The sequence below is a fragment of the Mycobacterium sp. E1715 genome, from assembly GCF_001667625.1.
Taxonomy (GTDB): Bacteria; Actinomycetota; Actinomycetes; order Mycobacteriales; family Mycobacteriaceae; genus Mycobacterium.
The window spans coordinates 1-24759 of the sequence record NZ_LZJJ01000193.1 but is presented as its reverse complement, the minus strand read 5'-3'; the positions used below and the strand labels follow the sequence as shown (position 1 = coordinate 24759).

The 24759-nt window shown below is 69.9% G+C and carries 22 protein-coding genes and 2 pseudogenes; 13 read left to right on the top strand and 11 right to left on the bottom strand.

What is annotated here, in order from left to right; genetic code table 11:
• Positions 1 to 176: pseudogene (locus A9X03_RS28375) on the top strand (squalene/phytoene synthase family protein); the annotation flags it as partial.
• On the opposite strand, the pseudogene A9X03_RS10755 reads toward A9X03_RS28375, so the two are convergent.
• The 3 genes and pseudogenes from A9X03_RS10755 to A9X03_RS10745 form a co-directional block, all read right to left on the bottom strand.
• Positions 171 to 473, bottom strand: a pseudogene (locus A9X03_RS10755) (squalene/phytoene synthase family protein); the annotation flags it as partial. The pseudogenes A9X03_RS28375 and A9X03_RS10755 sit on opposite strands and share 6 nt — an antisense overlap.
• A complete protein-coding gene (gene crtI, locus A9X03_RS10750) occupies positions 470 to 2002 on the bottom strand; it encodes a phytoene desaturase family protein (RefSeq protein ID WP_067751084.1) in 1533 nt (510 codons plus the stop codon). The pseudogene A9X03_RS10755 and the gene crtI, both read right to left, overlap by 4 nt.
• A 27-nt stretch (positions 2003 to 2029) precedes the next feature.
• Entirely contained in the window at positions 2030 to 3211 is a 1182-nt protein-coding gene (locus A9X03_RS10745) for a polyprenyl synthetase family protein (protein ID WP_068260954.1), read from the bottom strand.
• A gap of 260 nt (positions 3212 to 3471) precedes the next feature.
• Here A9X03_RS10745 and A9X03_RS10740 point away from each other — a divergent pair, with 260 nt between their 5' ends.
• From A9X03_RS10740 to A9X03_RS10730, 3 genes are all read left to right on the top strand, one after another.
• Positions 3472 to 3966 carry a MarR family winged helix-turn-helix transcriptional regulator gene (locus A9X03_RS10740; protein WP_067751072.1) on the top strand — a complete coding sequence of 165 codons (495 nt, stop codon included), beginning with the start codon at positions 3472 to 3474 and terminating at the stop codon, positions 3964 to 3966.
• Between the two features lie 127 nt (positions 3967 to 4093).
• Positions 4094 to 4825, top strand: coding sequence for a hypothetical protein (locus A9X03_RS10735; RefSeq protein WP_068260946.1), 732 nt, complete (start codon positions 4094 to 4096; stop codon positions 4823 to 4825).
• A gap of 114 nt (positions 4826 to 4939) precedes the next feature.
• On the top strand, positions 4940 to 5617 hold the full coding sequence (locus A9X03_RS10730; protein ID WP_067751062.1) for a phosphodiesterase: 678 nt from the start codon (positions 4940 to 4942) through the stop codon (positions 5615 to 5617).
• A 97-nt stretch (positions 5618 to 5714) separates the two neighbouring features.
• On the opposite strand, the gene A9X03_RS10725 is transcribed toward A9X03_RS10730, so the two are convergent.
• The 5 genes from A9X03_RS10725 to A9X03_RS10705 form a co-directional block, all read right to left on the bottom strand.
• Positions 5715 to 6701: a hypothetical protein gene (locus A9X03_RS10725; RefSeq protein ID WP_067751059.1), complete on the bottom strand. Its 987-nt coding sequence runs from the start codon at positions 6699 to 6701 to the stop codon at positions 5715 to 5717.
• A 66-nt stretch (positions 6702 to 6767) separates the two neighbouring features.
• Entirely contained in the window at positions 6768 to 8123 is a 1356-nt protein-coding gene (locus tag A9X03_RS10720; protein ID WP_067751056.1) for a TIGR01777 family oxidoreductase, read from the bottom strand.
• Between the two features lie 9 nt (positions 8124 to 8132).
• Positions 8133 to 9377 carry a glycosyltransferase family 4 protein gene (locus A9X03_RS10715; protein WP_067751053.1) on the bottom strand — a complete coding sequence of 415 codons (1245 nt, stop codon included), beginning with the start codon at positions 9375 to 9377 and terminating at the stop codon, positions 8133 to 8135.
• Between the two features lie 13 nt (positions 9378 to 9390).
• Positions 9391 to 10953 (bottom strand): glycoside hydrolase family 57 protein, encoded by a 1563-nt coding sequence (locus A9X03_RS10710; RefSeq protein WP_156669999.1) that lies wholly within the window; start codon positions 10951 to 10953, stop codon positions 9391 to 9393.
• Between the two features lie 26 nt (positions 10954 to 10979).
• Positions 10980 to 11795, bottom strand: a complete 816-nt coding sequence (locus tag A9X03_RS10705; protein ID WP_067751048.1) for a bifunctional 2-polyprenyl-6-hydroxyphenol methylase/3-demethylubiquinol 3-O-methyltransferase UbiG — start codon at positions 11793 to 11795, stop codon at positions 10980 to 10982.
• A gap of 227 nt (positions 11796 to 12022) precedes the next feature.
• On the opposite strand from A9X03_RS10705, the gene A9X03_RS10700 reads away from it, so the two are divergent.
• On the top strand, positions 12023 to 12814 hold the full coding sequence (locus tag A9X03_RS10700) for an electron transfer flavoprotein subunit beta/FixA family protein (protein ID WP_067751045.1): 792 nt from the start codon (positions 12023 to 12025) through the stop codon (positions 12812 to 12814).
• Positions 12815 to 12853: 39 nt separating this feature from the next.
• Entirely contained in the window at positions 12854 to 13807 is a 954-nt protein-coding gene (locus tag A9X03_RS10695; protein ID WP_067751042.1) for an electron transfer flavoprotein subunit alpha/FixB family protein, read from the top strand.
• 61 nt (positions 13808 to 13868) lie between these two features.
• Here the strand turns inward: A9X03_RS10695 and A9X03_RS10690 are convergent, their stop codons facing one another.
• Positions 13869 to 14249, bottom strand: coding sequence for an SRPBCC family protein (locus A9X03_RS10690; protein ID WP_082954984.1), 381 nt, complete (start codon positions 14247 to 14249; stop codon positions 13869 to 13871).
• An 11-nt stretch (positions 14250 to 14260) separates the two neighbouring features.
• On the bottom strand, positions 14261 to 15805 hold the full coding sequence (locus A9X03_RS10685; RefSeq protein ID WP_369831273.1) for a cryptochrome/photolyase family protein: 1545 nt from the start codon (positions 15803 to 15805) through the stop codon (positions 14261 to 14263).
• 148 nt (positions 15806 to 15953) lie between these two features.
• On the opposite strand from A9X03_RS10685, the gene A9X03_RS10680 reads away from it, so the two are divergent.
• The 4 genes from A9X03_RS10680 to mnmA all read left to right on the top strand — a co-directional run bounded on the left by A9X03_RS10680 (position 15954) and on the right by mnmA (position 20184).
• Positions 15954 to 16799 carry a GNAT family N-acetyltransferase gene (locus tag A9X03_RS10680; RefSeq protein ID WP_067751030.1) on the top strand — a complete coding sequence of 282 codons (846 nt, stop codon included), beginning with the start codon at positions 15954 to 15956 and terminating at the stop codon, positions 16797 to 16799.
• Positions 16796 to 17698 (top strand): 1-acyl-sn-glycerol-3-phosphate acyltransferase, encoded by a 903-nt coding sequence (locus tag A9X03_RS10675; protein WP_067751025.1) that lies wholly within the window; start codon positions 16796 to 16798, stop codon positions 17696 to 17698. The genes A9X03_RS10680 and A9X03_RS10675 overlap by 4 nt, the downstream gene beginning before the upstream one ends.
• A 206-nt stretch (positions 17699 to 17904) precedes the next feature.
• Positions 17905 to 19107: a cysteine desulfurase family protein gene (locus A9X03_RS10670; protein WP_068260940.1), complete on the top strand. Its 1203-nt coding sequence runs from the start codon at positions 17905 to 17907 to the stop codon at positions 19105 to 19107.
• Entirely contained in the window at positions 19108 to 20184 is a 1077-nt protein-coding gene (gene mnmA / locus A9X03_RS10665; RefSeq protein WP_068260936.1) for a tRNA 2-thiouridine(34) synthase MnmA, read from the top strand.
• On the opposite strand, the gene A9X03_RS10660 is transcribed toward mnmA, so the two are convergent.
• Complete coding sequence (locus tag A9X03_RS10660; RefSeq protein WP_068260933.1) at positions 20181 to 20816, bottom strand: sensor domain-containing protein; 636 nt, start codon at positions 20814 to 20816, stop codon at positions 20181 to 20183. The two genes, mnmA and A9X03_RS10660, sit on opposite strands and share 4 nt — an antisense overlap.
• Positions 20817 to 20922: 106 nt before the next feature.
• Between A9X03_RS10660 and A9X03_RS10655 the strand changes: the two genes are divergently transcribed.
• From A9X03_RS10655 to ligA, 3 genes are all read left to right on the top strand, one after another.
• Entirely contained in the window at positions 20923 to 21936 is a 1014-nt protein-coding gene (locus A9X03_RS10655) for a methionine synthase (RefSeq protein ID WP_068260931.1), read from the top strand.
• A gap of 79 nt (positions 21937 to 22015) precedes the next feature.
• A complete protein-coding gene (locus A9X03_RS10650) occupies positions 22016 to 22909 on the top strand; it encodes a hypothetical protein (protein ID WP_067751001.1) in 894 nt (297 codons plus the stop codon).
• Between the two features lie 69 nt (positions 22910 to 22978).
• On the top strand, positions 22979 to 24759 hold a 1781-nt coding region (ligA, locus tag A9X03_RS10645; protein ID WP_068260949.1), incomplete at its 3' end, for an NAD-dependent DNA ligase LigA.

Genomic DNA, 24759 nt, shown 5'->3' with positions numbered 1-24759 from the left:
GCATGCGGTTGCAGCAACTCGCCGACCAATTCTTCTCCGGCGGAGACCATCTCGACGACCCCGTGCTCGCCGCGGTCACCCACACCGCCCGCCGCTACCGCATCGGCACCGAGCTGTTCGACGACTTCCTGGCGTCAATGCGGATGGACCTGACGGTCACCGATTATCCCGACCGCGGCGAGCACGGGGTCGTCGAGATGGTCTCCGCCGGAGAAGAATTGGTCGGCGAGTTGCTGCAACCGCATGCCGCGGACGTCGGCGCTCAGCCCGGGGTCGAGGTCGTCGAGGATGTCGTCGGCATAGCGCGCGAAACCGTAGAGGGCGTGCACGGCCGGACGTTGGTCGGGCGCCAGCAGGCGGGTGGCCAAGAAGAAGGTGCGGCCGTGCGCGGCGTTGAGTTCGCGGCAGCGCCGATAACCCTCGCGCAGGCGCGGATCGTCGATCCCGGCCGCGTCCAATTCGCTGCGAATCATGTCAGCCCGGCCCTCATGTCGTGGTGCGTCGTCATCCGGTTGGCTCGGCCGGCGCTGGGGCCGGTGACGCGGTCGGCGGCTAGCCGACCCGAGATCAGCGTGGTGGGGACGCCGACGCCGGGCACGGTTGACGAGCCGGCCAGCACCGCGTTTTCGACGCCGCGCACCATGTTGGCCGGCCGGAAGGGGCCCGTCTGCCCGAAGGTGTGGGCCAGCGCGAAGGGGCTGCCCGCCGCCATGCCCTGACGCGCCCAGTCCGCGGGCGTGACGGTGTCCAATACCGTTGCGTCCTCGGCCAACCCGGGCAGTAGCCGCGCCGCGACCTCGTCGATCAGGGTGTCGACGTACCGCGCCCCGACGGTGTCCCAGTCGATGGGCCCGCGATCCAGGTTCGGCGCGGGGGCGAGCACGTACAGCAGGTCGTGCCCGTCCGGGGCCAGGGCGGGGTCGCTCGCCGTCGGGCGGGTGACCAGCAGCGAGGGATCCCGCATCAGGCGGCCGTCGCGGATGATGTCGGTGAAGGTCTGATCCCAGGAATCGCCGAACAGGATCGTGTGATGGGCCGCGTCGGAGGCGACGCGGCGGGAGCCCAGGTGGGCCACGACCGCCGAAGGCGCCGGCCGCAGCCGCACGGGGCGGCGCGGTGTGCGGCCCAACAGTTCATAGGTCTGGGGCAGTTCGGTGGTCAGCACCACCGCGTCGCACGCGATGGGGTCCAGGCGATCCGTCAGCACGGCCCTGACCCGTCCGGCGGCGCGGTCGAGCCCGGTAACCGTGGCGTTGTAACGGAATTCGACCCCCGCATCGGCGGCGGCCGCGGCCAGTGCGTCGGGAAGCGCGCGAACCCCGCCGCGCGGGAAGAACACGCCCGCGACGGTGTCCATGTAGGCGATGACCGCGTACACGGCCAGGGCGTTCCGCGGCGCCACGCCCGCGTACAGGGATTGGAACGTGAAGACCCGTTGCAGCCGGGGGTCGCTGATATGCCGCTTCACCACGCGATCCCACTTGCGGAAGCCGCCGATCGCCGTCAGCCGCGCCAACTGCGGCGTGAGCAACGACAGCGGGGAGTCGAAGTTGGCGGCGATGAACCCGTCGAATTCGATCCGGTACAACCGCTGCAGCCACTCGCGCAGCCGCCGGTAGCCCGCTGCCTGCCCGGATCCGGCGAACTCTGCAATGGCGGTGGTCATCCGGTCGGGGTCGGTGTGCACGTCGAGCGCGCTGCCGTCGGCGAACACCGCCCGGTAGGCCGGGTCAAGCGGCAGCAATTCCAGCCGGCCCGACCGGCTCTGGCCTGCGGCCGCGAAAGTCTCGTCGATGATGTCCGGCATCGTGAGCACCGTCGGCCCGGTGTCGATTCGATAGCCGTCGACGTCGAGGCGGCCGGCGCGGCCCCCCGGCCAGGGGTGGCGTTCCACCACCGTGACCGCGCGTCCACGGCCGGCCAGATGCAGCGCGGCGGACAGACCGGCCAGGCCGGCCCCGATCACCACGACGCGCTCGCTGCGTCCTTCGATGGTCCGCATGTCAGCATGCTCCCAAACTTGCGTCGTTCATTCGGCGCGATCCGTGCAGGCGGTCGCCATTTCCTCCAGCGCGGTGCGAACGGGTCCGTCGATCGAGGCGTCGTCGAGGTGTTCGCGCGCGGCCGCGACCCGGTCGCTGATCATCTGCTCGATCAGCTGGACCGCCCCCGTCCCCACGATCAGCGTTTTGCATCGATCGAGCGCTTCACCGTCGAGGGCGTGGCCGTTCATCAGTTCGGTCAGTTCGGCCCGGGTGGACGCATCGGCGAGCTGGTGAGCGGTCACCACGAGGCTGGTTGCCTTGCGCTCCAACAGGTCTCCGGCGGCCGGCTTCCCGGTGATCGCCGGCGAGCCGAAGACGCCGAGCACGTCGTCGCGAAGCTGAAAGGCTTCCCCGATGGCGGCGCCGTACCGGCCGAGTCGGCTCAGCGTCCGATCGTCGCAATCGGACATCGCCGCGCCGATCTCCAACGGCCGCCGCACGGTGTAGTTGCCCGACTTGCGGCGGGCCACGTCCAGCACGGCATCCAGGGTAGGCATGCGCCGGACATCGCTCACCAGGTCGGCGAACTGGCCCACCGCAAGCTCGGTGCGCATCGTGTCGTAGCGCGGCCAGGCGCGCTGCAACCGACGGGCATCGACACCGCTCTCGCGCAGCATCTGCTCCGACCAGATCAGGCAGAGGTCACCCAGCAGGATGGCGGCCGATTCGCCGAACCGCGCCGACGAGCCGGACAGCCCGCGCGCGCGGTGCCATTGGGAAAATTGCAGGTGTGCCGACGGGCGCCCCCGCCGTTCGGCCGAACCGTCCATGACGTCGTCCTGCAGCAGCGCGAATACGTGCAGCAGCTCGAAACTGGCCGCCGCCCGCAGCGCCGCCCGGTCGGGCGCGGCACCGCAGAGCCACCCCAAGTACATGAAGGTCGACCGCAGACACTTGCCGCCAGACGCGAACGCCATCAGGATGTCGCCGGCGGCGTCGACGCGGGTGTCGTCCAACTGGGAGCGCCGGGGTTCGACGAAGTCGCAGAGGAGGGCGAGCACGCCGTTCCGCACGCTCGAGCGCCACTCGTCGAAGGGGGCGGTGCCCGGCCAGTCCGCCGCAGCTGCCGGCGACTCGGTGGCGGGTGTCAACGACAAAGCACCCATCTTGGCCACGCGCTCCCTCCTGGACGGCTTGGCATTCCCAGGTCGGGACGGCTCAAACACGCGCCGCCATCTCCGCTGTTCGGAGGCGAAGAACCGGCCCATGCCGTCGCCGCGATCCCGCTCCGATCAGCCCTTCCCAACCTCGGACGACTTACCCATCACCTTCAATAACTTAAACATTAACTTACTGAAATTGTCCTCGGTTCGCCAGTCGTGGTCACGTCTCGTCCCCTGTGCCATCGTCGCCGGAGGTCCATTTCAATCAATTAACCATTAACGAACTGAACTGTGTGCCGGTTCAGGGATATGCTCACTTTGTTATGGAAGCTGAAGAGCAGCGCCTGCGCCGCGATGTGCTGGAGTCGCTGATCTCGGCCGATCTGCGGGAGATATCGACCGAATCCGACCAGATCGGTCGGCAATTCGCGATGTTACATCGTCTGCGGCCCAATGACTTCCGTGCATTGATGTACATCATGGTGGCAGAAGCCGCGGGGAGGCCGATGACCTCGGGCGACCTCAGTCATCGGATGGGGCTGTCCGGTTCGGCGATCACCTACCTGGTGGATCGGTTGATCGACTCGGGCCACATCCGGCGCGATTCCCACCCCGATGACCGCCGCAAGGTCATCCTGCGCCACGGGGAATCCGGCCTGGCCACCGCCCGGTCGTTCTTCAGTCCGCTCGATGCCCACAGCCGGGTCGCCCTCGAAGAGTTACCCGACGCCGACCTGATGGCAGCGCATCGTGTGCTCGGTGCGGTCATCGACGCCATGCAACGATTCCAGGGCGAACTCGCAGTGCCCCAGGAGTGATCGGCGACTTCGCCGCGTCCGCCCGGGCGCTTGGGGCCGTTTGGCGCCGTTGCCCGCGGGTATACGCGACTCAACTCAAGTGTCCGACAAAAATCCCTCGGACGGACATGAGGGGTGGTGGGGCCCAATGGAAATGGCCAGCGGGCGAAACACTCGCGTGGCGATCGCCTTCGCCTTCACGATTGCGATAACGGTGGTCGGCTACCCGGCCCCCGCGACGGCCACCCCGGCCGTCACGGCCTTTCCCGGTATGGAGATCCGCCAAGGCGGGGCCGTGTGCATGGTGGGGTTGGTCGAGCCCCGGCTGCGGGTCGCGGTGACCAGCGGTCAATGCGGTAACGGGGAGTCGGACGTCACCGACCACGACGGAAACCCGGTGGGCAAGGTCGTGCTCGCCCGTCGCCAGGCCGCCGACGACGTGGCGGCGAGTCGCGCGATGTCGCCCGTCGAGTACGAAGTCATCGCGCTCGGCCCCGACGTGACCGCCTCGGACCAGTTGCCGACCGGCCGGCAACTGAAGTCTTCCCCGGGCCTGCGTGCGCAGCCGGGGCTGCCGGTGTGCCAGTTTCGTCGATCGGTCGGCCAGCGGTGCGGATCGATCACCTCCGTCAGCGAAGGGCGGTTCATCATCGCCGACGTGGCCGTCGACAGTCGTAACTTCGGTGGACCGGTCTATGCCCTGACCGACGACAACGCGGCCGTGATCGTCGGGCTTTTCGAAGGGATGTGGGGATCGGTGCCCGAGATGGAGTCGTGGCAGGCGGTCATGCAGCAGGTCTACATCGACGGCCGGGCGCAAAACCAGCAGCCGCAACCACCCGGGGAACCGCACATGGTCGGCCTGCGGGTGCCCGCGTAAACCGGTCCGGCATCTGCCGACGCGCCGCTGAAACCCAAACACCCGGGCGGAGCCCTGGGGAATCGACGTCGCACCGGCGCGTTTCCGACGCGGGGAAAGGGGAACCCGCCGCCGGTGAGCGTTTCCGATCTTGTCGCACTGCCCTTCCAGTGGGGCTCCGCCATCCGGGGCAAACGGTTGTTTCATCCGATCGGGGTTCTGGCGGAGGGCTTCATCGAACGGGTCGCCCCGGCCGGCCAGGGGCTGCCCATTTCGTCGTCCGAGGTTGTCGCCCGGGTGTCGAAGGCCAGTGGCACGCCCGGGGCCTTGCCTGACTTCATCGGCCTGGCTTTCCGGGTCACACCGCCGCAGGGGACCGGGCCGTGGGACATCCTGGTCGTCTCCTCGGGCTCGGGGCTGCTGTCCCGGGCACTCGCGCTGCGCCCTGCCATCTCGTGGAGCGATCAGACGCTGACCACCCTGATGCCGCTGCACTACCGGGGAGCCAATTGGTGGCTCAGGGCCCGGATCGTCAGCAAGATCGACGGTCCCGGCCTGTCGCTGGACGGCGTGCGCGACCGCCTCGAGCACGACAGCATCGAGGTCTCGCTCGACCAAGCCTGTGGCAGTGGGGATTTCACGCCGCTGGGCCGGCTCACGCTGACCGGGGCCGTCGATCCCGAACCGGCGGCCGACGTGTCATTCGATCCCGTGATCAACACGCCACCCGGCGTGAGCCTGCGCCCGCGCTGGCTCGCCGATCTGCGCGCCCGCGCCTACCGGCGAAGCCGGCATGGCAGGGACGCGGAATAGGAGACCGGGCAGTGGATTCACGGTCGTTCGTCGAGGTGGTCACCCGCGACGCGTCGGCCGGACGGACCGCTCACCGCTCGACCGGTGCGCAGACTCGTCACGGCAGCGTGGTGATGGTCCCGGCCGTCAAGAGATCGGTGTAATAGCTTCCGCCAGGGTAGAAATCGGGTGTGGTCGTTCCCGCGATCATGTCGGCGATCCAGCCCCGGGTCAGACCCCAGACCGCGGCGACGTTGTCGGCCTTCGGGCGCCCACACACGAGGTTCTCGTAACCCGGCGACGACGGGCCGAGTGCGTCGCCGTGGGCGCCGGTCGTGATTTTCACCCCGTGAAACGTGCGGTCCGGGAAGTACCGCTCGATCGCCTTGGTCCCGCGTTGAAAGAAGTTGCACAGCAGATGCGGCGACGCCGTGGCGTAGATCGGCAGCGTCGTACCCGCGAGGCCCGCCAGCGCGTCGTCGGTATTGGAGCCGAGGAACGACTTGACGCCGTCCTCGCTGACCACGCCGCGCAGCTGGGTGAAGGCGGCCGGGTAGGAGCTGTGCAGGCGCTCGGCGACGTATTCGACGGCCTCGGAGCCCGCCGAGTGGCCGACGAACACCATGTTGTCGGGTAGCGGCGCGACGGGGCGGCCGGCCTTCTCGGCCGCCGTCGCGAACGACGTCGCCAACGCGCCCCGCGGGTCGTCTTTGTGCGCGAAGACGTCCGCGATGTTGTCCAGGAACCCTCTGTTGTCGATCAGGTGCTCCACGGTGCAGCCGAAGATGTTGAGGGTGGACAGGGTGGTGGCCACCACCAGGTAACCGCTGCCCGCGAGCTCGGGGCCGAACGCGGACCACACCTTCTTGCCTTCCACGAATCCGTGCTGCAACCAGACCAGCCCGAGCGGGGGCGTGCTGGGGAAATACCACGTCGTGGGTACCGCCTGCGTTGCGCTTGCGCAGGTGACGTCGGTCGTGCTGTCGGCCTCCGTGGCTTCGGCCCGGGCCGGGCACGGGGCGAACGCGATCGCGGCCAGCGCGACGATGCCGATCACGGTCGCGCTGGTCCGACGGGCACGCCAGGCCGGCGCACCGAACTTCATTAAGGGATTGAACCATTAAGTTAGTTAAATGGGGCCTCATCGGCCCCCAATCCCGCTATGTGCGATTCAGCGGGCGTGCCCGAGCAGGTGGCGGAGCGCCTGATCGAGGTCGGGTTGGCGGAACCGGTGCCCTTGCGCGCTCAGCTTGTGCGGAAGAACCCGCTGGCTGGCGCACGCCAATTCGCGTGCGCCCTGCTCGCCGAGCAGCACCCGCGGCCCCAGCGACGGCACCGGCAACACCGCGGGCCGGTGCACGACGCGCGCCAGCGTCGTCGTGTACTCGCTGTTGCGAACCGGCTGCGGGGCAACGGCGTTCACGGCTCCCGACAGCGCCCGGTCCCATAGAGCGCGGTGGTAGATGTCGACCAGGTCGTCGATCCCGATCCACGACAACCATTGCCGGCCGTCGCCCAGTCGCCCGCCCAACCCGGCGCTGAACAACGGGCGCATCAGCTTCAGCGTGCCCCCGCGCGGGGATTGCACGATCCCGGTGCGCACCCGTACCACGCGCACCCCGGACTGCTCGGCGGGCTCGGTTGCGGCCTCCCAGTCGGCGACCACGTCGGCGAGGAAACCGCCGCCCCGGTCGCTGTCCTCGGTGAGGACCTCGTCGCCCCGGTCGGATCCGTAATATCCGATCGCCGACGCCGAGATGAGCACCGCCGGGCGGTCGTTGGCGCGGCCGAGCGCCTCGGCGAGGCGGCGGGTGGGGCCAATCCTGCTGTCGCGGATGGCATGTCGATGTTTGTCGGTGAACCGGCCGGCGATCGAGGCCCCCGCCAGATGGATGACGGCGTCCACGCGATCGAACAGTCCCGGGTCGGGGTCGTCGGGATCCCACTCGCGCTCGTCGTCTCCGCGCGCAGGGCGGCGCACCAACCGGATGACGCGATGGCCGCCCGTGCTCAGAAACGCCGTCAACGCCGAACCCACCAGCCCGGACGCACCGGTGACCGCGACGGTCAGCGGAGCCAGCCCGTTGTCGGCGGCCAGCCGGTGGGCGGCCAGATCGTCGGCGAGCTGACGGTGCCGGTAGGTGAACATGGGCCGCAGCAGCGACCCGGGCACCGGTGTGTCCACCCGGTCGATGACCCGGGTGCGGCCGTCGCCGACGGCCTCGAAGTCATGGGTGTGCCGCCAGCGCACGGCGACTCGGGTGGGCAGCGTGGCCAGGCCGTCGCCGCCGATGGCGTCCACGAAGCGCCGCGGCGGGTCGTAGTCTGCCGCCTGGTGGACGGCGACCCAGCGCAGGCCGCCCGGTAGCGCAAGCGTCGCCCGCCCGTCCTTGAGTGAGGCGGCCTCGGAGACCAGGCGCATGGGTTGCCACGGCGGTGAGAGCCGGGCGAACGCGCCCGGCCTGGCGTGCCAGGCGAACACGTCGCCGATCGGCGCGTCGACCACGCTCGAAAATTCCAGCCCCATCGCTGCAGGCTAGCGGTTGGGCAGCGCGTGCTCCACGATGGGCATGCGCGGCTGGGGCTGCCGCTCGCCGCGCTTGGCGGCGAGATATACCTGCGCGGTCTCCCGGGCCACGGTCTTCCAGTCGAAGGCCGAGGTGAGCCGTTCGCGGGCGGCGCGGGCGCGCTGCTGCGCGGCGAATGGATCATCGAGCACGACCCGCACGGCCGAGGCGAGCCGGGCGACGTCGCGGGGTGGGCAGGAGACCCCGGTCCGGCCGTTGATCACCGCCTCGCCCAGGCCCCCGATGTTCGACGTGACGAGCGGCGTCCCCGCCGCGGCGGCTTCCAGCGCGACGATCCCGAACGGCTCGTAGTGGCTGGGCAGCACCGCGGCGTCGGCCCGGTGCAGCACCGCGAGCAGCTCGGCATGGCCGAGGTGGCCGACGAACCGAGTTGCCTTGAGCACCCGATGTTTTCGGGCCTGCTCGACGAGCCACTCCTGCTGCGTGCCCTCCCCGGCGATGGTCAGGGTGGTCCCGGGGTGGGCGCGCCGGATGCGGGGCAGGGCGGCGATGACGTCATGCACACCCTTTTCGTATTCCAGCCGCCCGAGGAAGAGCAGTTCGGCGGGACCGGTGCGCGGCCGGCGCTCGGCGAACGGCCAGCGCGCGGCGTCGATTCCGTTGCGGATGACCGTGATTGCGGCCAGGCCGGGCCCGAACAGTTCGGTGATCTCGTCGGACATCGACGCCGAACAGGTGATCAGCGAATCGGATTCGCGCACCAACCACGACTCCACGGCGTGCACCTGACGACTGATCGCGCCGGACACCCAGCCGGAGTGCCGTCCGGCCTCGGTGGCGTGGATGGTGGAAACCATTGGCACGTCGTAGAACTGCGCGAGCGTGATCGCCGGATGGGCCACCAGCCAGTCGTGCGCGTGCACGACGTCGGGACGCCACGGCCGGTTCGTGCCCCGCTTCTTCAACGACAGGCCCTCGCGCGTCATGGAATGGCCCATGGCCAGCGTCCACGCCATCATGTCGGTGCCGAACGAGAACTCGTGCGGGTCTTGGGCGGCGGCGATCACCCGGACTCCGTCGACCACCTCGTCGGACGACGGGTGCGTGCTGGGGTCGGTGCCCGTGGGGCGGCGGGACAGCACGACGACCTCGTGCCCGGCCGCGGCCAGCGCCGTCGACAGGTGATGCACGTGCCGGCCGAGCCCGCCGATCACCACCGGCGGGTACTCCCACGAGACCATCAGGATCTTCACGCGGCCGCCAAGCTCATCGGGGCAGCCTGCGCGCGTCCAGGGCGCCGAACAGTCCGTCGGCGCGGTTCCAGCCTTCGGCCAGGCGCCCAGCGGCGTCCCGGCGCCCGGACGCGAGCGCCCCGGCGATCTCGCGGGTCGCGTGGGCGTGCAGGTGGGCGCGGTAGCGCGCGTAGTCGGCGGCCGAGTCCTTGCTCACCATGAACGGCCAGTCGCTGGACACGGTGAGCAGGGTCTCGCGCAGGATCTGGTCGGCGACGTGGTCGCGGGGCAGCGGCCCATCCAGCGAGGCCCGTTGCGCGAGCGCCTTATCCACTGTGCTCAGCGCCGTGTCGACCACTTCGTTGTTGAGCTGGACCAGGTCGGCCACCTTCTCGCCCGCCCAGACCTGCCAGTCCTTGCCCGAACCCCACGAACTGGGCGGCAACGCGACCGGGCGCCCGACGAATCCGCCGTCGATGGCGTCGTTCAGCGTCCCCACCCGCACTCCGGCGGCGGGCAGGGCGCGCAGCAGCCGCTGCAGCCACGTCGGCCCCTCGTACCACCAGTGGCCGAAAAGTTCGGTGTCGAAGGCGGCGACCACGTGCGCGGGGCGCCCGATGCGGTCGGATTCGCTGGTCAGCCGGTTGCGGACCACCTCGACGAAGTCGGCGACGTGGACGTCGACGGCGTGGTCGGCGCGCTCGGGGTCATAGGGGGCCTTGGCCTCCGACGCCACGTTGCGGCCGGTCACCCGTGCCGGCTTCAGCCCGGTGAGGTGGTCGTAGGTGTGGAAGTCGCGGTAGGCGGCGTGCCCGGGGTAGCCGGACTTGGGTGACCACACCCGGTAGCTGACCTGCAGGTCGCGTCCGAACGCGACGACGTCGGTGTCGCCGACGGGCCGGCCCAGCGCGGTGTCGCCGTGCAGCGACGGGCCGTCGACCATGAAGTGGGTGACACCGGCGGCGGCGTAGTCGTGCTCCATGCCCGGGGCATAGGCACATTCGGGCGCCCAGATCCCGCTGGGGCCCTGCCCTTTTCGCGTCCCCAGCCGCGACTGCGCGTCGGCCAGCCCCTCGCGCAGGGCGAACTCGCGCAGCCGCGGCGCGAGCAGCGGCTGGAAGGGGTGGGCCAGCGGGCCGCCGAGCAACTCCACGGTGCCGGCGTCGAGCAGGCCGCGCAGCAGCGGGCTGGCGCCGTGCCGCCATCGGGTGGCGAAATCTTCCAGCGCCCCGTCCGCCTCGGCGCATTCCCGAATCCCCAAGGCGCGCAACGCTTCCGGCGTGCAAGATTGGTATTCGGCCGACTTCGAGCGCGCGGCGGACCGGACGCTGGCCGCCTCGGCGGCCCGCAGCCGCCAGTTGGCGAGCCAATGGTGCATGCCGTCCAGGCAGTACGGGTCGTCGAGCTGCGCGTTCACCACCGGGGTGACGCCGAGCGTGATCAATCCGCGTCGGTCCTCGTCGGCCAGCGTGGTCAGCACCCGCATCAGCGGCAGATAGGCCGCCGCCCAAGACTGGTAGAGCCACTCCTCGCCGACCGGCCACCGGCCATGATGGGCCAGCCACGGCAGGTGGGTGTGCAGGACCAGGGTGAACATGCCGGGCACCCGGTCGTGCGAATTGCTCACGGCGCTACCGCGATCGCGATCAGGTCCAGGCTGTCGTCGATGTCACGGGGGCCGTTTTCGATGTCGAAGTCGTCGCACGTCACCGCGGCCACGTCGGCGACCAGCTCCGGCGGCCACGGCGCCCCCGGGTCAGCGGCCATTGCCCGCTCGATCTGCGCGTCGATGATGGAGCCGCCGTGGCGGGCGTCCATCTCGCGCAGCCGGGGGCCGTGGAACAGCCCGCTGATCGACACGTCGCGAAAGCCCGCGTCGACCAGCAACTCGCTCAGCTCGGCGGCGTTGAGTTCGCGGGTGTGGAACGGGTTGATCGGGGTGTCGCGGCCGGGCGAGAAGGTGATCCGGTTCGGTGTCGACACCATCAGCAACCCGCCGCGGCGCAGCACCCGCGCGCATTCGGCGACGAATTGTGCCTGATCCCACAGGTGCTCGATCACTTGGAAGTTGACCACAATATCCACCGACGCGTCGGGCAGCGGCAGCGCCGCCAGGTTGGCCTGCATCACTTCCACGCGCGGGTAGCGGTGGCGCACGTGGGCCACGGCGGCCTCGTCGTAATCCACGGCCACGACCCGGCGGGCGACGGCGGCGATCAGGTCCGCGCCGTACCCCTCGCCGCAGCCGGCCTCGAGCACCTCGCGGCCCGCACAGCGTCCGGCCAGCCGCTGGTAGACGACCTCGTGGCGGCGAAACCAGTAGTTCTCGACGTCCAGGCCCGGGATGGTGCGCTCGCCCGTCAACGTCAGCACGGGATCGGCCCCGGGCGAGGGATCGCCGGGGCGGTGCCAGGGGACGTCGGGGACGGTTGCGCTCATCGCATAGGCAGGCTAACGCGAAGTGTCGGATTCGCGAACCGGGAGCGGGGCGCCCGCGGTTGGCGAGGGTGGACACGCCGGAAGAACCCGCAGTACCACCCGCTATGGTGTGAAGGCAGGCTGCACAAAGTTACCGAGTAGTAACACGACCGTGCGCTGCGAAACGCGTACTGAAAGTCTCGTGGTCGACTGCTGCGAGACTCCTTCGAGGAGGACGAACCACACTCATGACGAACATCGTGGTCCTGATCAAGCAGGTCCCAGACACCTGGTCCGAGCGCAAGCTGAACGACGGCGACTACACGCTCGACCGCGAGGCCGCCGATGCAGTGCTGGACGAGATCAACGAGCGCGCCGTCGAAGAGGCACTGCAGATCCGCGAGCGGGAGGGCGGCGAGGGATCGGTCACGGTGCTGACCGCCGGCCCCGAACGTGCCACCGAGGCGATCCGCAAGGCGCTGTCGATGGGAGCCGACAAGGCCGTCCACCTCAAGGACGACGGCATGCACGGCTCGTGCGTGGTGCAAACCGCGTGGGCGCTGGCGCGCGCGCTGGGCACCATCGAGGGCACGGAGCTGGTCATCGCCGGGAACGAGTCCACCGACGGCTCCGGCGGCGCGGTGCCGGCCATCATCGCCGAGTACCTGGGCCTGCCGCAGCTGACCCACCTGCGCAAGCTGTCGATCGAGGGCGGCAAGGTCACGGGCGAGCGCGAGACCGACGACGGTGTGTTCACGCTCGAGGCGTCGCTGCCCGCCGTGGTGAGTGTGACCGAGAAGATCAACGAGCCGCGCTTCCCGTCCTTCAAGGGCATCATGGCCGCCAAGAAGAAAGAGGTCACGGTGCTGACCCTCGCCGAGATCGGGGTCGAAAGCGACGAGGTCGGGTTGGAGAACGCCGGGTCGAAGGTGCTGTCGTCGACGCCGAAGCCGCCGAAGACCGCGGGTGAGAAGGTCACCGACGAGGGCGAGGGCGGGAACCAGATCTCCCAGTACCTCGTGGCCCAGAAGATCATCTAGCCGAGCACCCATCCCAGAGACGAGAAGAGCGAAGAAACCATGGCAGAAGTTTTGGTGCTCGTTGAGCACGCCGAAGGCGCACTGAAGAAGGTCACCTCCGAACTGATCACCGCCGCCCGCGCACTGGGCGAGCCGGCCGCGGTCGTGGTCGGCAAGCCCGGAACGGCCGCGCCGCTGGTCGACGGCCTCAAGGAGGCCGGCGCCGAAAAGATCTACGTCGCCGAGTCCGACGACGCCGAGAACTACCTGATCACGCCGGTGGTCGACGTGCTGGCCTCGCTGGCCGAGTCCAACTCGCCCGCCGCGGTGTTGCTGTCCGCCAACGCCGACGGCAAAGAGGTCGCCGGCCGGCTCGCCGCCCGGATCGGCTCCGGCCTGCTGGTCGACGTGGTCGGCGTCCAGGAGGGCAAGTTCGTGCACTCGATCTTCGGTGGCGCGTTCACCGTCGAGGCGCAGGCCAACGGGGACACCCCGATCGTCACGGTCCGCGGCGGCGCCATCGACGCCGAACCGCAGGCCGGCGCCGGCGAGCAGGTCACCGTCGAGGTGCCCGCGCCCGCCGAGAACGCCACCAAGATCACCGCGCGCGAGCCGGCCGTGGCCGGCGACCGTCCGGAGCTGACGGAGGCCACCATCGTGGTGTCCGGTGGCCGCGGCGTCGGCAGCGCCGACAACTTCCACGTGGTCGAGGAGCTGGCCGACTCGCTGGGTGGCGCCGTCGGTGCGTCGCGCGCCGCGGTCGACTCCGGTTACTACCCGGGCCAGTTCCAGGTCGGTCAGACCGGCAAGACGGTGTCGCCGCAGCTCTACATCGCGCTGGGCATCTCCGGGGCGATTCAGCACCGCGCCGGCATGCAGACCTCGAAGACCATCGTCGCCGTCAACAAGGACGAAGAGGCGCCGATCTTCGAGATCGCCGACTACGGCGTGGTGGGCGACCTCTTCAAGGTCGCCCCGCAGCTGACCGACGCCATCAAGCAGCGCAAGGGCTGAGCCTTCTCGGCCCAGGAGCCCCCGACGCCGCGGCGTCGGGGGCTCTCGCGTTTCACGGCGGCTATTGCGCGGCGGTCACCATTTCGTCGATGCGCCGCAACGCGATCGCGCACACCGTGACATAGGGCGCCGCCCACCATGGCACCGCCATGCCGACCCGCGATCCGCCGTCCACCGGGTCCACCCAGTGCCGCGTCGCCGGGACGCCGGCCACCTGCCAGGCCCAGTGGCGACCCGGCTCGAAGTCGGTGACGACGAATGGCGCCGGGACCAACAGCGACGTGTTGACCACGCCGGTCGCACCCAGCGCCAGTTCGGTGTGCGGTTCGTCCAGTCGGGCGCCGCGTATCGTCGGGCCCCACTTCGGCCAAGCGTCGAGGTCGACGAGCACGTCCCACACCGCCGTGGGCGGCGCCGCGATCACCCGGTCGACGGTGAGCATGAGGCCGCCCATCACGGGGCCGACCGCCCGAGCCGGCGTTGTTGCTCGACGACCTCGTCCAGATCGGTGAGCCGGCGCAGCCCGGCGAGTGGTTGGCTCATCCGCCGGTTGCCGGCAAGCTGCCGCTTGTTGCGGTCCAGGAACCACCAATAGCCACCGGTGTACGGGCAGGCGCGCTCGCCGACCCGCTCGGTCGGTCGATATCGGCAGCGGCCGCAGTAATCGCTCATCCGGTTGATGTAGGCGCCGCCGGCGGCATACGGCTTGGTCGCCATCAGCCCGCCGTCGGCGTGCTGGGACATGCCTACGACGTTGGCCACCATCACCCAGTCGTAACCGTCGACGAAGCAGCGGTGGAACCAGTCGGTGACCTCGGCGGGATTCCACCCACGCTGCAGCGCGTAGTTGGACAGCACCATCAGCCGCGGAATGTGGTGCACCCAACCGTGATCGCGCACCTGGGCCAGGACGTCTTTGAGGCAGTGCGCATGCACGGCGTCGGCGTCCAGTCCGGTGAACCAGTCGGGCAACCCGACGTGCGCCCGGAGCGCGTTGCGGCTGCGGTAGTCCGCGCCGAAATGCCAATAGACGTGCCAGATGTAGTCGCGCCACCCGATCAGCTGGCGGATGTAACCCTCCACGCTGGCGAGCGGCGCGCGCCCCGCGCGGTATTCGTCCTCGGCGGCGTAGGCGCATTCCAACGGGTCCAGCAGGCCGAGGTTCATGGGCGCCGATAACAGGCTGTGCGCCATGAACCGATCGCCGGCGAGCATGGCATCTTCGTGGGGACCGAAGTGCGGCAAGCGATCTCGCAAAAAAACCTGGCGCGCAGCCCGTGCCTCCATTGCCGTGACCGGGAATTCGCGCGGGCCGTCGCGGCCGACGAAGGCCACGTCGCCGTCACGTTCCCACCGGTCCAGGTCGGCGCGCACCTGCTCGTCGATCTCATCCTCTTCGGGTTGCCAGGGCGCGGGCACGGGCAGGGCGCCGGCATTCTTGGGCGCAGGCTGGCGGTTGTCGGCGTCGAAGTTCCACCTGCCCCCGGCTGGTCGGTCACCCTCCATCAGCAGGTCGAACCGACGGCGCGCGTCCCGGTAGAAATTTTCCAGCAGCAGGGTTCGTTGCCGGCCGGACCAGTCCTCGAATTCGGTGCGTCCGGTGCAGAAGCCGCGCGCGGGCAGCACGTCGACATCGGGCAGCGAGCGCACGAACCGATCCGCCGCCCGCGACGTCGGCTGACACACGCTGATGCGCGCCTTGACCTGATTCAGCGCCTCGCGATACGTCCGTGTCCGCAGAAACACGGCCTGGTCGCCGAGTTCGGCGGCGCGGTGACGCAGTGCGGAGAGCACCAGGTGGGCCTTGCGGCGGTGGAACCGGCGGCGTTCGAACGCCGCCCTGGACTCGATCAGCAACACCGGCTGGCCGGGACCGTCCAGGAAGTGCGGACCCAGCTGGTCGGCGAAGCACCATCGGCGCACGTCCGGACTCATCGGGGCCGCCGCCGGGCAATCGGCGCCCGCGAGCAGGCCGCCGCCCGGGGATTTGCTCGCCACATGGTGTCCGGCATACCCGAAATGGCGCGGCCCGATCCCTTCGGCCTGCGACAACGTGCCCCCGCATCCACATTTCGTCATCTGACGTGCACGGACACGTCACAGCGACGATGCCGACTCGCTCACCGATTGCGCAACGTTGGTTGACATGAGCATTGCTTCTGTCCTGATCCCCAGCGACAAGCCCGACGGCGCGACGACGGCGTCGTCCGCCGGGCCCCGATACTCATTGTTGCTGTCGACCGATCCCAGCATGATCGAGGCGGCGCAGCGGCTCCGGTACGACGTGTTCAGCAGCACGCCCGGCTTCGCGTTGCCGACGAACGACGGCGAACGGCGGGATGTCGACAGGTTCGACGAGCACTGCGACCACCTGCTGGTCCGCGACGACGGCACCGGCGAGCTGGTGGGTTGCTACCGCATGCTCGCCCCGGCCGGCGCCATCGCGGCCGGTGGGCTTTACACCGCGACGGAGTTCGACATCCGCGGCTTCGACCCGCTCAGGCCGTCGCTGGTGGAGATGGGCCGCGCGGTGGTGCGCGAGGGGCACCGCAACGGCGGCGTCGTGCTCTTGATGTGGGCCGGCATCCTGGCCTACCTGGACCGCTACGGCTACGACTACGTGACCGGCTGCGTGTCGGTGCCCATCGGCGGAGATACCGAACCCCCCGGTAGCCAGCTTCGCGGGGTGCGCGACTTCATCCTCAGCCGTCACGCCGCCCCGCCGCAGTACCGGGTGCGTCCGCACCGGCCGGTGGTGGTCGACGGGCAGGCGCTTGACCAGATTCCGGCTCCCGCGCGTCCGTCGATCCCCGCGCTGATGCGCGGTTACCTGCGGCTGGGCGCTCAGGTGTGCGGCGAGCCCGCGCACGACCCCGACTTCGGGGTGGGCGATTTCTGCGTCCTGCTGGAAAAGCAGCGCGCCGACACCCGATACCTGAAGCGGCTGCGCTCGGTGTCGGCCGCCTCGCAACTGGCCGGCGGCGACCGATGAGCACTCCCGCCCGCACCGGACACTCTTGGCTACCGCGCGCATCGTGCGACGCCGGTTGTGTGCGCCGCGGCGACGTGGCCGCGTCGCCCGGGCTGTTGGTGGCGCTGCGGGTGACGCTTCGGGTCCTGCTGGCGCTGCTGCTGGCGCCCGGGGTGGTGTTGCTGGCGGTGCCCCTGCCCGGCCGGACCCGCGTGCAGCGCATCTACTGCCGGATGGTGTTGCGTTGCTTCGGCATTCGGATCACGGTCACGGGCAGCCCGATTCGCAACCTGCGCGGGGTCCTGGTGGTCAGCCCGCACATGTCCTGGCTGGACGTCTTCGCGATCGGGTCGGTGCTGCCCGGGTCGTTCGTCGCCCGGGCCGACATGTTCACCGGGCCCGCCACCGGGATCGTGGCCCGCATCCTGAAGATCATCCCGATCGAGCGGGCCAGTCTGCGGCGCCTGCCCGCGGTGGTGGACACCGTCGCCCGCCGGCTGGGGGCCGGCCAGACGGTGGTGTGCTTCCCGGAGGGCACCACCTGGTGCGGTGCCCCCGGCGACGTATCCGCCCGCGCGGCCGCAGCAGGTGGCGGGCAGCCGCACCGCGGCCGCGGGGCCTTCTACCCGGCGATGTTCCAGGCCGCGATCGACGCCGGCCGTCCGGTGCAGCCGCTCCGGCTGACGTATCACCACGTCGACGGCAGCGTCTCGACCGTGCCTGCCTTCGTCGGCGACGAGACGCTGGTGGGATCCATCCGCAGGCTGCTGACCGTGCGTCGCACCCTGGCCCGGGTGCATGTGGAATCCCTGCAGCTCCCGGGGACCGATCGGCGGGCCTTGGCGAGCCGCTGCCAGTCGGTGGTGGGCGTGGGCACGGCCCGGTCCGCTGGTCACGGCCCCGTGCTGGTGGCCTCGTAATCAGATAGTGGCGACCCGCGGCGCCCGGCTTCGCCGCGCTTGCGATCACCACGGAACCAGATAGTGGCGACCCGCGGCGCCCGGCTTCGCCGCGCTTGCGATCACCACGGAACCAGATAGTGGCGACCCGCGGCGCCCGGCTTCGCCGCGCTTGCGATCACCACTGGTCAAAGGCCCTCGGACCTGCCGGTATCGTGGGTCGGGTCATGGTCTACCTGGATCACGCCGCTACCACGCCGATGCACCCCGCCGCCGTCGAGGCGATGACGGCGGTGCTCGGCGCCGTCGGCAACGCCTCCTCCTTGCACACCAGCGGCCGGGCGGCGCGGCGGCGCGTCGAGGAGTCCCGGGAGCTGATCGCCGATCGGCTGGGCGCCCGCCCGTCCGAGGTCATCTTCACCGGCGGCGGGACCGAGAGCGACAACCTGGCCGTCAAGGGCATCTACTGGTCCCGCCGCGACGCGGAACCGCGCCATCGGCGCATCATCACCAGCGAGGTGGAACACCACGCCGTCCTGGATTCGGTGAACTGGCTCGCCGAGCACGAAGGCGCCGAGGTGACCTGGCTGCCCACCGCCGCCGACGGCTCCGTGTCGGCGGCCGCGCTGCGCGAGGCGCTGCGCAACCACGACGATGTCGCGCTGGTGTCGGTGATGTGGGCCAACAACGAGGTCGGCACCGTGCTGCCTGCCGCCGAGCTCGCCGGTGTCGCGGCCGAATTCGGAGTTCCGATGCACAGCGACGCCGTGCAGGCGGTGGGGCAGTTGCCGGTGGACTTCGCCGCCAGCGGGCTCTCGGCCATGAGCGTGGCCGCGCACAAGTTCGGCGGCCCGCCCGGCGTCGGCGCATTACTGGTTCGCCGCGACGTGACGTGTGTGCCCCTGGCGCACGGGGGCGGGCAGGAACGCGACATCCGCTCGGGCACCGCCGATGTCGCCGGTGCGGTCGGCATGGCGGCCGCCGCCCGGATCGCGGTGGACGGGATCGAGGCGAACAGCGCACGGCTGCGGGCTCTGCGGGATCGCCTGATCGACGGGGTGCTGGCCGGCATCGAGGACGTCAGCCTCAACGGCGCTCGCGACCCGTCCCCCGCAAGCGGGAGGTACCCCCAGCGGTTGCCGGGCAACGCGCACTTCACGTTCCGCGGCTGCGAAGGTGACGCGCTGCTGATGCTGCTGGACGCCAACGGAATCGAGTGTTCGACCGGATCGGCGTGCACCGCGGGCGTCGCGCAGCCGTCGCATGTGCTGCTCGCGATGGGCGCCGACCCGACCAGCGCCCGCGGTTCTTTGCGAATGTCCTTGGGGCACACCAGTGTCGACGCCGACGTGGACGCCGTGCTGCAGGTTCTGCCGGCGGCCGTGGACCGGGCGCGCCGGGCGGCCCTGGCCGCCGCGGGGGCTTCCTAGGTGAAGGTCCTCGCCGCGATGAGTGGCGGCGTCGACTCGTCGGTCGCCGCCGCCCGGATGGTCGACGCCGGGCACGACGTGGTGGGAGTGCACCTGGCGTTGTCGACCGCGCCCGGCACCCTGCGCACCGGCTCGCGTGGGTGCTGCTCCAAAGAAGACGCCTCTGATGCCAGCCGCGTCGCCGACGTACTCGGAATTCCCTTCTACGTCTGGGATTTCGCCGAGAGATTCCAAGCTGATGTGATCGACGACTTCGTGTCGTCGTACGCACGCGGCGAGACGCCCAACCCGTGCGTGCGGTGCAATCAGCGGATCAAGTTCTCGGCGCTGTCCGCGAAAGCACTTGCGCTGGGCTTCGACACCGTGGCCACCGGCCACTACGCCAGGCTATCCGGTGGGCGGCTGCGCCGCGCCGTCGATCCGGACAAGGACCAGTCCTACGTGCTGGCCGTGCTGAGTGCCGAGCAGCTGCGCCACGCCACGTTCCCGATCGGGGACACTCCGAAGGCGCAGATTCGCTTGGAGGCCGCGCGCCGCGGCCTCGCGGTCGCCGAAAAGCCGGACAGCCACGACATCTGCTTCATCCCGTCCGGGAACACCCGGGCATTTCTGGGCGAGCGCATCGCGGTGCGCCGCGGCACCGTGGTCGGGGCCGACGGCGCGGTCCTCGCCGAACACGATGGGGTGCACGGGTTCACCATCGGCCAGCGCAAGGGCCTGGGCATCGGCGGGCCGGGGCCCGACGGGGGCCCGCGCTACGTGACGGCCATCGACGCCGACACCGCGACCGTTCGGGTGGGGCAGGCGGCGGACCTCGATGTGCGCGAGTTGCGCGGGCGGGAGCCGGTTTTCACGGCCGGCCGGTCACCGGCGGGTCCCGTCGAGTGCGCGGTCCAGGTGCGCGCGCACGGTGAAACCGCCGATGCGGTGGCGGAGTTGGTCGGCGACGAGCTCGTCGTGCGGTTGCGCGCCCCGCTGCGCGGCGTCGCGCGCGGCCAGACGCTGGTGCTCTACCGACCCGACCCGGACGGCGACGAAGTGCTCGGCAGCGCCACCATCGCCGCCACCGCTCGCTAGGCCGGCATGTTCGCGACGATGTTCGTCATCACGATGTCGGACACCGATTGCGCGAAGCCGCAGAAGGTGACCTCGACAATCGCGACCGACCGCAGCCGATAGTCGCGGCCGCAGCCGCCCGGCCGCAGGTGCAGGGAGGCGGCGTCGGATTTCCAGTCACCGACGTATTGCTGCCCGGCCGAGCCGTTCGCGCAATCCCCGACCGTGGTCACCAACGCGCCGAAGGCACGCCGTGCGGTGTCGGCATCCCGGTAGGCGGCGGCCCCCTCGGAGATCAGCGCGCCGTCGGGCGGGTCTTGGAAGGTCGTCTTGTGGAACTCCTCGATGTCGGGCCCGAACGTCGCCGTCTCGGCGTAGATGAACCGGCATTCCCGCGGTGTGGTGTCCGCGAGCGCGTCGATGTCCACCGGGCTGGTGCCGTCCATCGAGGGAATGATCGTCAGGTGCTCGCCGGCGCCGGTGATCGCGCGCATCCGCGACTGGTCCAACAGGATCGTGTCGACGTTGACTCCCTGCACCGCCCTACGGGGAGTGCCGAACGCGGCCACTGCCGCACCGTCGACCATTCGGGTGCACGCCGCAACCAGCACCGTGGCCCCGCACAACAGCAGCGGCCGTGCCAATCCCGCCATCCGTGACACGTTTCGCACCCTTCTTGCGTCGAACCTACCCGTGGCGGAGCGCGGCAGACACCCCTGCCCACCGGCGGGTCGGGTGACGTCGAATACGGTTGGCCCGGTGAGCGTTTTCGCGAAGGCCAGCGGCGTCGGGTCGTGGCCCGGCATCAAGCCTCGCGAGGCCGCCGAAGTCGTCGTGGGGGAGTTGGCAGGAGCGCTGTCCCACATTGTCGAGCTGCCCGCCCGCGGGATCGGCGCCGACATGCTCGGTCGGGCCGGTGCGCTGCTGATCGATGTGGCCATCGACATCTCGCCCCGCGGCTACCGCCTTGCGCCTCGGCCCGGCGCGGTTACCCGCCGTGCCGTGAGTCTGCTCGACGAGGACATGGACGCGCTGGAAGAGGCCTGGGAGGTGGCCGGCCTGCGCGGTGGCGATCGCGTGGTCAAGGTGCAGGCCGCCGGGCCGATCACGCTGGCCGCCGAGCTCGAGCTGGCCAACGGCCACCGGGCGATCACCGATGCGGGCGCGGTGCGGGATCTGGCGGCGTCGCTGGGCGAAGGCGTAGCCGCTCACCGCGCGGCGCTGGCCCGTCGGCTCGAGACACCGGTGGTCGTCCAGTTCGACGAGCCGTCGCTGCCGAAGGCGTTGGGCGGGCAGCTGACCGGGGTGACGGCGCTGAGCCCGGTGGCGCCGCTGGAGGAGGCGGTGGCCGTCGCCCTGCTCGATACGTGCGTCGCCGCGGTGGGAGGCGAGGTGTTGTTGCACAGTTGCGCCCCGGCGCTTCCGTGGAAAATGTTGCAGGACAGCCGGATCGGCGCGGTCTCGGTGGACGCGGGCACGCTGGCGGCGGGGGATCTCGACGGTATCGCCGCGTTCGTCGAATCGGGTCGAGCCGTCATGTTGGGGGTGGTTGCGGCCAGCGCGCCGCCGCGGCGCCCTTCGACAGAGGAGGTGGCCGCCGCACTGGTCGCGGTGACCGATCGGCTCGGCTTCGGACGCTCGTCGTTGCGGGATCGCATCGGCGTCACCCCGGCGTGTGGCCTGGCCGGTGCGACGCTCGAGTGGGCGCGACTGGCGATCGAACTCGCCCGCGGGGCGGCCGAGGCATTCGCGGAGGACCCGGACGCCATTTAGATTTTCGTGGCGGAAATTCCATTAGCGACGTCGCGGCAAATTCACGAGGGCCGTGGCCGCGGCGACTAGCATCTCGACAATGGTGACGCGACTGATGGCCGACTCCTGCACCCTTTGGACGGGCTTCGACATCTCGATCGTGGCCAGGACCTACGCCCAGTTCACCGGAATCCTCGCCGGTTTTGCCTTTGTCGTCATCAATCTGGTGATCGACCGCGCCTACCGGCGCCGCACCGACGGTCGCGTGCTGGTGACGCGTGAGGTCGAGCACGAGACACAAGTCGGAATTGCGCTGGTGTGCGCGTTTCTGGGGCTGTTTTTGACGACGCTGCGATATGGCCTGCTGGCCGGCGAAGGCGGATGCGCCCTGACCGAAGGCCGCGCGGCCTCCGCCGAAGTCCTTGCCGCCGTCTCGTTCGCGGCCTCGATCTACATGCTGCTCAACGCCATCGTGCAGTTCTTCTCGGGCAGCGCCGGCGTGCTGGCCCGCCACTGCGTCTTCGTCTTGGTGGTGCTCGTGCCCCCGATCTCGGTGTTCTTGGTCGAAGATACGCTCACACACCTGGCGCTGGCGCTGGGCGATCCGGAAACGCACCGGCCGCTTCAGCCGCTTTGGGATTGGGCCAGCAGGCTCGCGATTCCGATACCGCTGGCAATCGGATTTGTGGGCGCCGTGGCTTGGTTTCTCGGCAGCAAAAGGCGGCGTTCGGAATTGCCCGCCAGCCGCATTGCCCGGCAATTCCGGATGGCCGTGCCGTACCTCACCGTTGTGGTCGTCTCCGCCGTGATTGTGCGGTCCATTGTCGAATTGCGCTATGCAAATACCGCCACCCATATCAGCCCGGCCGAGGCGTGGTTGTGGGTCGGCGTGCTTGCCGGCACGTTGCTGATCCAGGGCGCGGCTTTGTCATTTCAAAAAGGGGTGGAAGTTCCATTCGGCGGCTTCCCGGATACGGCCGAACAATCGACCTGAGATTGGTCCGCCGTCGCGGACGCGGCATCGCCCCGGCGGGGTGTCGGCGTTCTCCGATAGCCTGCGAGGGTGAGCTCAGCAGAAGCTGATCCGGTGTCGCCCGAGGTCCGGCGGCAGTGGCAGGAACTGGCCGACGAAGTCCGTCAACACCAGTTCCGCTACTACGTCAAGGACGCCCCGATCGTCTCCGACGCCGAGTTCGACACGATGTTCAACGACCTTCTCGCACTTGAGGACCGTCACCCGGAACTGCGGGTCCCCGATTCTCCGACGCAACTGGTCGGTGGGGCCGGGTTCGCCACCGACTTCACGGAGGCCGAGCACCTCGAGCGGATGCTCAGCCTCGACGACGTGTTCGACCGCGACGAGCTGGTCGCCTGGAGCAATCGCGTGGAGAACGAGATCGGTCGCGAGCCCTACTACCTGTGCGAGCTCAAGATCGACGGGGTGGCGTTGTCGCTGGTGTATCGCGACGGCCGGCTGGAACGGGCCGCCACGCGCGGCGACGGCCGGGTGGGCGAGGACGTGACCCTCAACGCCCGCACCATCGACGACGTGCCCGAGCGGCTCACTGCCAGTGCCGATTTGCCCATTCCGGCCGTGCTCGAGGTGCGCGGCGAGGTCTTCTTCATGCTGGCCGATTTCGAGGCCCTCAACGCCAGCCTGGTCGAGGACGGCAAGGCGCCGTTCGCCAATCCGCGCAACAGCGCGGCCGGTTCGCTGCGGCAGAAGAACCCAGCGGTCACCGCCCGGCGCAAGCTGCGGATGATCTGTCACGGCATCGGCCGCACCGACGGGTTCGCGCCCAAGACCCTGCACGAGGCCTATAGCGCACTGAAAGCCTGGGGCCTGCCGGTGGCCGAAGAGACCGCACGCGTGCGTGGCCTCGCCGCCGTGGAGGACCGGATCGGGTATTGGGGCGAGCACCGTTACGACATCGACCACGAAATCGACGGCGTGGTGGTCAAAGTCGACGACTTTGCGTTGCAACGCCGGCTGGGGACGACGTCGCGCGCACCGCGGTGGGCGGTCGCCTACAAGTACCCGCCGCAGGAGGCGCAGACCAAGCTGCTCGACATCCGGGTGAACGTCGGCCGCACCGGGCGCGTCACCCCGTTCGCGTTCATGACGCCGGTGAAGGTGGCCGGGTCGACCGTCGGGTTGGCCACCCTGCACAACGCCGCCGAGGTCAAGCGCAAGGGGGTGCTGATCGGCGACACGGTGATGATCCGCAAGGCCGGTGACGTCATCCCGGAAGTGCTCGGGCCCGTCGTCGACCTCAGGGACGGCTCCGAACGCGAATTCGTCATGCCGACAACGTGTCCCGAGTGTGGCACCACGCTGGCCCCCGCGAAGGAGGGCGACGCCGACATCCGGTGCCCCAATGCCCGGTCCTGTCCGGCGCAACTGCGCGAGCGCGTCTTCCACGTCGCCGGTCGGGGAGCGTTCGACATCGAGGGGCTGGGCTATGAGGCGGCTATCGCACTGCTGAAGGCCGGGGCGATCGCCGACGAGGGCGACCTGTTCACCCTCACCGAGGACGACCTGTTGCGCACCGACCTTTTTCGGACCAAGGCCGGCGCGTTGTCCGCCAACGGCAGGCGCCTGCTCGACAACCTGGACAAGGCCAAGACGGTGGCCCTGTGGCGGGTACTGGTGGCGCTGTCCATCCGGCATGTCGGCCCGACGGCCGCGCGCGCACTGGCCACCGAGTTCGGCAGCCTGGACGCGATCATGTCGGCGTCGACCGAGCGGTTGGCCGCGGTCGAGGGTGTCGGGCCGACGATCGCCGCCGCGCTCACCGAATGGTTCACCGTCGACTGGCATCGCGCGATCGTCGACAAGTGGCG